The organism is Paenibacillus sp. 01T422 (assembly GCF_056398785.1).
In genome coordinates, this window is record NZ_JBFTQB010000963.1 from 1 (window position 1) to 2,356 (window position 2,356).

The following is a 2,356-nucleotide window of genomic DNA, read 5'->3' on the forward strand; positions in this document are numbered from 1 at the left end:
CATGCCAGCTTTGCCTGACAAAATGATGTTTTTGAAATTCGTCGGATTAATCGTTGCGAACTCTTTGTTGATCAAACCTTCGTCAAACATCGTCTTATACGTTTGCAGTGCCTTTTGCATATTTTCCGAGTCAAAAAATTTCGGCTGTACGTTCCCGTCTACGACTTCAAATTGGCTGAGGTACGGGTAGACATCATACGCGCCAAAGAAAATATCCGCATATTTAAAGTCTTGACGTCCCATGAAAGGATGCTCTACGCCAATTTTCTTAAAAGCACGCAGCATTTCCATGTACTCGTCAACCGTTTTCGGATCCTTCGTAATGCCCGCTTTCATCATCAAATCTTCCCGCACCCAAGTCGCTCTGCGGGAAGGCTGTGAAATATATTCCGGAATCGCATATATTTTACCGTTCAGCGTAACTTCATCCCATGCCGCTTGCGGAATCGTCTTCAATAAATTTGGCGCATACTGTTTAATCAGGTCATTCAATTCAAGGAACACACCTGCTTGGACAGAACCCGCAAGCTCTTTGCCACTCGTACTGGCTCCCGCTTGCACGACGTCTGGAATGTCACCTGTTGCAAACATTTGAACCATTTTCTTCTCAAAATCAGCATGAGGCACCAACGTGATATCGAGGTCTGTATTTGTCTTCTTCTCCAGCTCTTTCACCCATTTGTCTTCGTTAAGATTGGCAGCCTTTTCTACATAATCAAAGTTCAACGTTCGCAAGGAAATACTGAACTTCGTTGGGCCTTGCGGTACCACAGGTGTTGCGCTTGCTGTTCCAGGCGAAACCGAAGACGCCGCAGGTGTAGGCTTATCTACATTCGAGCTGCAGCCAACCAGTCCAGTAGTTAGAGCAAATGCCATCGTACATGCCATCCATTTTGACCTTCTCATCGTACCCCTCTTTTCTTACATATTATGATAAAACGAAAGCGTAGAGCGCCTTCTGTTCAACCCAGAATCCGTAGATCGTCCGTATCATAAATGTTGGCATGCACCCTGTTGTAACCGCTTTCAACGGTTTCTGCTTTTATCGTATACGAATCCACGCGCCCCTCATATAGGGTTCCTTTAGGGGAAGTCGGGTTTTTTTTAGATTTTCATGATTTCCTATGTGAAAATGTAAAGGGCTGTCTTAGAAGGTCATTCCGACCTTTCAAGACAGCCCCACCGCTTATTTTGATTCAAATAATGTCCAATCCGCCTCGGTATAATTGCCCATGTACCATAACGAAATGCCTTTTAACCCATAATACTTCGCAAGCCATACCTTTTTATCCACACTGGCCGTATCTTCATAATAAATATCGTGGCTGCCGCGATCATCTTGGAAAGAGATCTCTCTCAGAAAATAAGGTAAGCTCATCGTCTGATTAATTCCTGGTGTTGCCAGTCGTTTCTCAACAGCCTCAATCTCCGGATTATACAGTTCAGATATCCCATTTGCTGTGATCCATTGATTAGCTTGCTTGGATATCCCAAGCACGAGCTTTTCTTTCGGGACAAACGCTAATGTACGTTTCACCGCATCGTTCACCAGCGGCAGCGGAGCAGAAGGAAGTTTACTGTCATTATGTGTAAAATCATAAGCCATAAGAACGACCGTATCCGCCAAGGCACTAATTTCTTTTAGATCATAACCTTTATAATAATAATCAGGCTGAACCGTTACAGTTAGTGAATAAGTAGGGATTGCCGCTTTCAATGTTTTCAGAAATTGACTATAGTTAGGTGCGCTAGATGCGTCCATTAGTCCCTCAAAATCCATCGTTACCCCAGTGAATCCATATCTGGCATCCGTAAGAACTGTTTTTAAAGATTGGATAAACGCTTGTTGCGCGGGCACGTCTTTCAAGAAATCCTTAAGATTCTTCTCACCGTAATAAACCATCAAATCTTTCTGAATCTTGGCAGCATTCGCCGTCTGAACGACCTCCTCCCAACCGGAAGGAATACGATATTCAGTCGTCCCTGTCTCTAGTTGGGCGTTACCTGGCGTCGAGTAATTCAAATGCGACCATCCGAAGGTAACTTGATCGAGCAGCGGCATGTGTTTAATTGCGGGATAAGAATTAATCGCATAGAAGCCTACCGTGTCTAACTCACGAGTGGCTACTTCTGTCTGAATGAGACGATAAATGATGGCAGCGGCTTCTTTGCGTGTCAGGGATTGCTTGGGATGAAAACCCGTTTGATCGCCTTCCATGATTCCTTGATTGACCGCATAATACGCATATGGCCGTAGATTCTGATTCAAATCTTCGCTATCCGTAAAGCTTCTTTTCGTTTTCTCTTCTTGCCAGCCTTGAAGCGCCCAACGGTCGCGTACCTCGGCTGTCTGAGC

The 2,356-nt window shown here is 44.6% G+C and carries 2 protein-coding genes; both read right to left on the reverse strand.

Annotated elements, in window-relative coordinates:
• On the reverse strand, positions 1-906 hold a 906-nt coding region (locus tag AC1DUA_RS34135), incomplete at its 3' end, for an extracellular solute-binding protein (protein ID WP_477503966.1).
• A 280-nt stretch (positions 907-1,186) separates the two neighbouring features.
• The coding region (locus AC1DUA_RS34140; protein WP_477503967.1) for a glycosyl hydrolase family 18 protein at positions 1,187-2,356 on the reverse strand (1,170 nt) is incomplete at its 5' end.